Origin of the sequence: Planktothrix sp., assembly GCF_046067725.1 — a bacterium.
In the GTDB taxonomy this organism is placed as follows: domain Bacteria; phylum Cyanobacteriota; class Cyanobacteriia; order Cyanobacteriales; family Microcoleaceae; genus Planktothrix.
This window is the reverse complement of the sequence record NZ_JBJUDF010000112.1, coordinates 1-6,177: the sequence shown is the minus strand read 5'-3', so window position 1 is coordinate 6,177 and position 6,177 is coordinate 1. Positions and strand designations below refer to the sequence as shown.

Annotated in this window: 7 protein-coding genes; 5 read left to right on the top strand and 2 right to left on the bottom strand. The window is 39.3% G+C overall.

Features of this window, described 5'->3' with window-relative positions; genetic code table 11:
• A partial coding sequence (gene sir, locus ACKPEB_RS06440) for a sulfite reductase, ferredoxin dependent (protein ID WP_408964023.1) occupies positions 1-1,931 on the bottom strand: 1,931 nt, incomplete at its 3' end.
• Between the two features lie 219 nt (positions 1,932-2,150).
• On the opposite strand from sir, the gene ACKPEB_RS06435 reads away from it, so the two are divergent.
• A complete protein-coding gene (locus ACKPEB_RS06435) occupies positions 2,151-2,408 on the top strand; it encodes a chlororespiratory reduction protein 7 (protein WP_408964022.1) in 258 nt (85 codons plus the stop codon).
• Between the two features lie 66 nt (positions 2,409-2,474).
• Here ACKPEB_RS06435 and ACKPEB_RS06430 read toward each other — a convergent pair whose 3' ends face one another.
• A complete protein-coding gene (locus ACKPEB_RS06430; RefSeq protein WP_408964021.1) occupies positions 2,475-3,020 on the bottom strand; it encodes a DUF2854 domain-containing protein in 546 nt (181 codons plus the stop codon).
• 146 nt (positions 3,021-3,166) lie between these two features.
• On the opposite strand from ACKPEB_RS06430, the gene ACKPEB_RS06425 reads away from it, so the two are divergent.
• From ACKPEB_RS06425 to ACKPEB_RS06410, 4 genes are all read left to right on the top strand, one after another.
• Positions 3,167-3,433: a hypothetical protein gene (locus ACKPEB_RS06425; protein WP_408964020.1), complete on the top strand. Its 267-nt coding sequence runs from the start codon at positions 3,167-3,169 to the stop codon at positions 3,431-3,433.
• A gap of 37 nt (positions 3,434-3,470) precedes the next feature.
• Complete coding sequence (locus ACKPEB_RS06420) at positions 3,471-4,151, top strand: response regulator transcription factor (protein WP_408964019.1); 681 nt, start codon at positions 3,471-3,473, stop codon at positions 4,149-4,151.
• Positions 4,114-5,448, top strand: a complete 1,335-nt coding sequence (locus tag ACKPEB_RS06415) for a sensor histidine kinase (RefSeq protein WP_408964017.1) — start codon at positions 4,114-4,116, stop codon at positions 5,446-5,448. Before ACKPEB_RS06420 ends, ACKPEB_RS06415 begins: the two co-directional genes overlap by 38 nt.
• 249 nt (positions 5,449-5,697) lie before the next feature.
• The coding region (locus ACKPEB_RS06410; RefSeq protein WP_408964016.1) for a PepSY domain-containing protein at positions 5,698-6,177 on the top strand (480 nt) is incomplete at its 3' end.

Below are 6,177 nucleotides of genomic sequence, written 5' to 3'. Positions count from 1 at the left end.
GGTTTCCCTAAACGTTTAGATTCAGCTTTCAACTGATTATAAATGGAATCTCGAACACTCACCCGATGCCGAATTTTACTCGGATCAACCGGTGCATCAGAATCGTTCATTTCTGGTAGGGTCTGGCTACCCATTACAGGGGCTTCTTGAGTTTCAATGTTCATTAAGACAGTCGCTGAGTAAGAGGTTATAAACTGACGAAGGGCATCAAAGCCGACACGATGGCAAAAATCCCCAAAACTCTCTCCGGGTTTCCGATCCTGTTTAAAATAAACTAAAATCGGAGTCAGAAACGTTTCAAGGTCATGAATCGATAATCGATTCACAAAGGCTTCTGCCAATCGGGTCTGATGGGGAGAACCCCCTAACCAAATTTGATAGGTATTAGGAGCACTTCCCACAAAGCCTAACTCCGCCATGTAGGGTCGAGCACAACCGTTAGGGCATCCGGTCATCCGAATGACAAAATGCTCTTGTTGCAAACCCACATTGTCCAACAATACCCGAATCCGTCCCAATACACTAGGGATAATCCGTTCTGATTCTGTCATGGCCAATCCGCAGGTTGGTAACGCTGGACAAGCCATTGAATAGCGTTCTAGCGGGTCAATTTCCGTTTCAGTTTTAATTCCATGTTCTTTGAGAAGGGTTTGAATTTGGGGTTTAACAATCGGGGAAATTTCATACAAAATCACATTTTGGCTGGCCGTTACTAACATCGGCACGTTAAACTGTTCTACAATTTTGCGTAAAACGGTTTTCAGGCGGAAATTTTCTTCATCTTTAATCCGACCATTATCAATGGAAATTCCTAGAAATAATTGACCATCTCCTTGTTCATGCCATCCTAAATAATCTTCATATTTCCAATCTGGTAACGGTTTAAACGGTTGAAAGGATTTACCGAAATATTCCTCGGCTTTTTCACGGAATTGATCCACACCCCAATCATGAATTAAATACTTCAGTCTGGCATGACGGCGATTGGTGCGATCGCCATAATCTCGTTGAGTTGCGACAATGGCTTTAACCGCATCATAAATATCCGCTTTATCCACATAGCCAATTTCATCAGCCATACGGGCAAAAGTTTCTTCTTTATTATGAGTCCGTCCTAACCCACCTCCGGCTAAAATATTAAATCCTTCTAACTCTCCGGCTGCATTAGTAATAACAACTAAACTCAAATCTTGAGTATAGATATCAATAGAATTATCCCCAGGAACTGTTACCGCACATTTAAACTTACGGGGCATATAATAAGTGCCATAAATCGGTTCTTCCGAGTCCGTATAATTCGTATTATTAGTATTGCGAAGACGGGCAGCTTTGACTTGTGGATCTTCTTCGGCGGTAATCAATTTTTCCCCATCTAACCAAATTTCATAATAAGCTCCCGTTTGGGGGGTGAGCAAATCAGCAATATGATTAGCATAAGTCCGGGCATATTCATACTCAGGGCGATTTTTATAAGGTGCTGGAGGTGCTAAAACGTTGCGGTTAAGATCCCCACAAGCTCCTAACGTTGACCCCATATTTTTAATAATAGAAGCCAAAACCGTTTTCAGATTTTTCTTTAAAACGCCGTGTAACTGGAACCCTTGACGAGTGGTAGCCCGAATGGTTTGGTTGCCATATTCATCAGATAAGCGATCCAAAGTTAAATACAATTGAGGTGGAATAAACCCCCCAGGACTGCGGGTTCGCAGCATCATTCCATAGTCTCTTTCCTGTCCCTTAACCCGATGATCTCGGTTATCTTGTTGATAGGAACCGTGAAACTTGAGAATTTGAATTGCATCCTCAGAGAAGTAGTTCAAATCATTGAACAGTTCTGTTGCGAGGGGTTCCCGCAAGAAATTGCTGCGTTCTTTAAGCCCTTCAACTTTCGAGGGTTTATTAACCTTGGGAGGTGTTGCGGATAAAGTCATGAGCGTGTGATCCCTTCTTTAATAAAAAACTTTTACGGGTTTAGCGTTGCGGCTGTGATCAACCTCAGTTCAACCCGATGGTTTTCAAACCCCAGTAATTCGGTCGGAATTATCGGTATTAAATTTGATCGTAACACGGGGCTAGTCACAATTGTCCCGTATTATGGCCGTAGTCGCTTGAGAGAGAATGATTATTTAATAGTTGCGGAGAAAACAACGATGCCAGATGCGCTAATGTACGATGAGGATACCTTTGTGGTCTTAGAAACTTATCAACCTGAACAGTTTATGACGGTTGCAGAACTCCTCGAAAAGCTCAAATCTGTCTTATCAGAATCTCAAGACGATTTACCCCACGATTTACAACGCTTTACGACCTTGGAGGAACAAGCGCAATATCTGATTGATACAAGTTGTGACCTTAACCTCAAACCGGGTCAATATTTACAGTGGTATGCGGTGAGGTTGGAGAAGTAAAACCGGGGTTGACTGTTGAGGTGTTGACCGTTAACCACCGTAGGGGCGGGGTGCCCCGCCCGTCCGTCAACTTTCTGCAATTAAAGCCACATCAATCTGTTCTTCTTGAGGTTGAGTGATTTCAACTTTCAGACCAGGGCCAAAGAACTTAGCGATTTTCTCTTGTTTATTTTGCCAAGTGTCCAGGGATATCAAGGGGGAATAAAACTGTAAAATCAGGGTATAGGAACCATTAATGAGAGTTTCTCGAATCCCTTGGAGGACAGGACGTTCTTCTCGGTTGGGGCTGAGTCCCAGACGTTCTAAAGCATCGGATAAATGGGCTTCTTGACCATAGCGATAACGGGTGACATCTTTGCGGATTTGATTCTGAGTCTCTGTAGCTTGTTGCTCTCGTACTGCTAAAACCTCTGTTGATGTCGCTTGAGTCATCGGAATGGGTTTTAATTCTGCCGCTTTGAGGGCGAGTCCCCCCAATAATAGGGGAATACCATAGAAAAATCCAGCTAAATTTAAGGTTGCATTATCTGCAAAATAAGCTGCAAAACCCACTACGGTTAAAATTCCACCGACCACTAAACCCAGGGCGCCCAGAGAAGTTTGACGTAACATATTATAAATCACTCATTCGTCCGCGAAAATTCATTCTCTGATTTTAATGGTTTATTAGAGATAGAGAAAACCTATATTTTGATTTTCAACACTGGCTTCTGGAAACAAAGCAGGGTTCGGATATACCGTGTTATCGGATGTTCAACATGACAACTAACGACGAAGATCAATCGACGGCTAGTATTAAACGTACACTACTCGAGCAGATTAACACCCTCAAGCGCGAAGATGAACGGCTTTATAACATCTTAGCAATTGATGTCTGGGCGTTAGCGAAAACGATGGATGAGTTTCAACCGGGCTTTTGGAGTGCATTTATGAAAAATCGCGAAAAAGCTTTAAAACGGTTTCTGGCAGAATCAGCTAAAAATAAACCCGATACTGATACTAAACGTCCCCCTTTTTTACGCTAGTTTTGTGTTAAATTGAATAATGGATTAATTCATAACAATGAGAATTTTATTAGTCGAAGATGATGAACGAATTACAAAAGCTTTAGCGGAAGCTTTCATGGATCATCATTATGTTGTAGATGTGGTTCATGATGGTCAAATGGGGTGGGAGTTTGTAGAATCGGCTGTCTATGATGTGATTATCTTAGATGTGATGTTACCTCGACTTAATGGAATTCAGTTTTGTCAACGATTACGGCAAAGAGGGAATACTACACCTGTATTGATGCTAACGGCAAAAGATACCAGTGCGGATAAGGTTTTAGGGTTAGATGTGGGGGCTGATGATTATGTGATTAAACCCTTTGATTTACAAGAGTTATTAGCTAGGGTTCGAGCGTTATTAAGGCGAGGAAATTCTACCTTACCTCCGGTTTTAGAATGGAGAAACCTTCGCTTAGATCCGAATCATTGTGAAGTTACATATTGTGGAGAAATTTTATCTTTAACCCCTAAAGAATATAGCTTATTAGAGTTGTTTTTGAGAAACCCTGGACGAGTGCTTTCCCGTGAAATGATTTTAGAAAACCTTTGGTCTTTTGAAGATGTTCCGGGGGATGATACGGTCAAAACTCATATCAAAAGATTAAGACAAAAACTTAAAATAGTTGGTGCATCCTCAACATTTATTGAAACAGTTTATGGCTTGGGATATCGGCTCAACACGCAACGCAATTAATCCTCAATTTAGATCGTTAAGTTGGCGGTTATTGCTGTCCTATTTAGGCGTAATGATGGCAATTTCAGGAATATCAATGATTGCTGTCTATGAATTCTTTGCTTTTAGTTTATATCAACAATTAGATCGTCAACTCTTAACATTAGCAGATGCGGCTGCACATAGTTTAGCTGAAATTAAAGAAGAGAAAAAAGACCTAAAAATTCCTAATTCTCTACGATTAGATAATGATGGAGATCTCGATCTTCCTTGGCAAAATATTCAGCAACCCAGTCAAGGAATTGAATGGTTTGATCAGAATAAAAAACTGATTGCTAAAGCAGGAAAAGTTTTTCCTCCTGTTGATTTATCCCATTCTCATTGGACTTATATCCTGAATCATCAAAGAATTCGTACCTTAACTTTACAGGTTAAAAAAGAACCTCAAGAACCAGAAATGATTATCGGTTATATCCGAATTAGTGAATCTACAGAAGCGGTAGAAATTGTCTTAACGCAATTAAGATTAGGGATGATGTTAGGGGGAATTTTGGTATCAGGATTAACGGCTTTTGGAGGAATGTGGTTAACCAAACAATCTTTAAAACCGATTGAACAAAGCTTTGAAAAACTCAAACAATTTACCGCCGATGCGTCCCATGAATTGAGAAATCCTTTAGCAGGAATTAGAACTTGTGTTGAAGTCATGCAAAGTCATCCAGAACGAATTCATCCTGCTGACAGTGATAAATTAAACGCGATCGCCAGTGCTATTAACCAAATGACAAGCTTAGTGGAAGATTTATTACTCCTAGCACGCACGGATCAAGATTGTATTTATTTTAATAAAAATTGCGTCATTGTTCCCCTTGATGAATTGTTAGAAGATTTAGTAGAATTTCTCTTACCTCAAGCTGAACAAAAAAAAGTTCAGTTAATCTTAGATATTCAGTCTGAAGTTAAATTAAAAGGAGATGGAAATCAGCTTTGGCGATTATTTTTAAACTTAATAGAAAATGCAATTTATTATACGGATAGCGGGGGCAAAATTAGAGTCTCTTTAGAAGAGGGAGAAAAATGGATTTGGGTGAAAATTAAAGATACTGGAATTGGGATTTCTTCTGAACAATTACCCTTGATTTTTGATCGGCTATGGCGTGCAGATCAAGCTCGAACTCGACGAGAAGGCGGATCAGGTTTAGGATTAGCGATCGCTAAAACTTTAGCTCAACATCATCAAGGAGAAATTACCGTTACCAGTGAATTAGGAAAAGGTAGCTGTTTCGTTGTGCGTTTTCCGAGTCTACCCAACGCTTAAAACGTCATTGCAAAGGCTAGGGAGAATTCATGCTTCACCGTTTAGCTTTCGCTAGATTATGACATTATCCCCAAATAAAAGGTTGTTTTGGCATTCGTCACCAGTTTGTCACTTTTGAGGTTTATATTAAAACTGAGGGTTAAGATGTTCGTATTTCTGATTTTATAGCAAAAATTATTTTTTTTCATCTATTTACCCTTAAAAACATAAAATATATTTTTTACTGATCATGAGTGAGGTTAATCAAACATGAAAAATCTTGAATTTCGGAAATTTCATCGTAAAATTGCACCGATTGTATTTCTTCCTTTATTGTTAACAGCCTTTACTGGAATGTTCTATCGTTTGGGAAGAAATTGGATAGGAATATCAAAAGATAAAGCCGAAATCTTGATATGGATTCATCAAGGAGAATTTTTAGGAAAACCTTTAGTTCCCATCTATGTCTTATTAGTAGGTTTTGGACTAATTACCATGATAGTTACCGGATTAACTATGGTTCGACTCGCTCAAAAAAAACGTAAAAATTTATCTCAAAATTCTGGTTTAAATGCTAGAAAAATCCATCAAATTTTAGCACCCATTGCCTTTTTACCTTTATTTTTAAGTGCCTCAACTGGGATTCTATATCGACTCGGAAATAGTTGGTTTCATATTCCCCGTGAATTTTCTCAGCTTTTATTAAGAATTCATCAAGCTTCTTATTTAGGTTCCTTTGGAAAAACCATT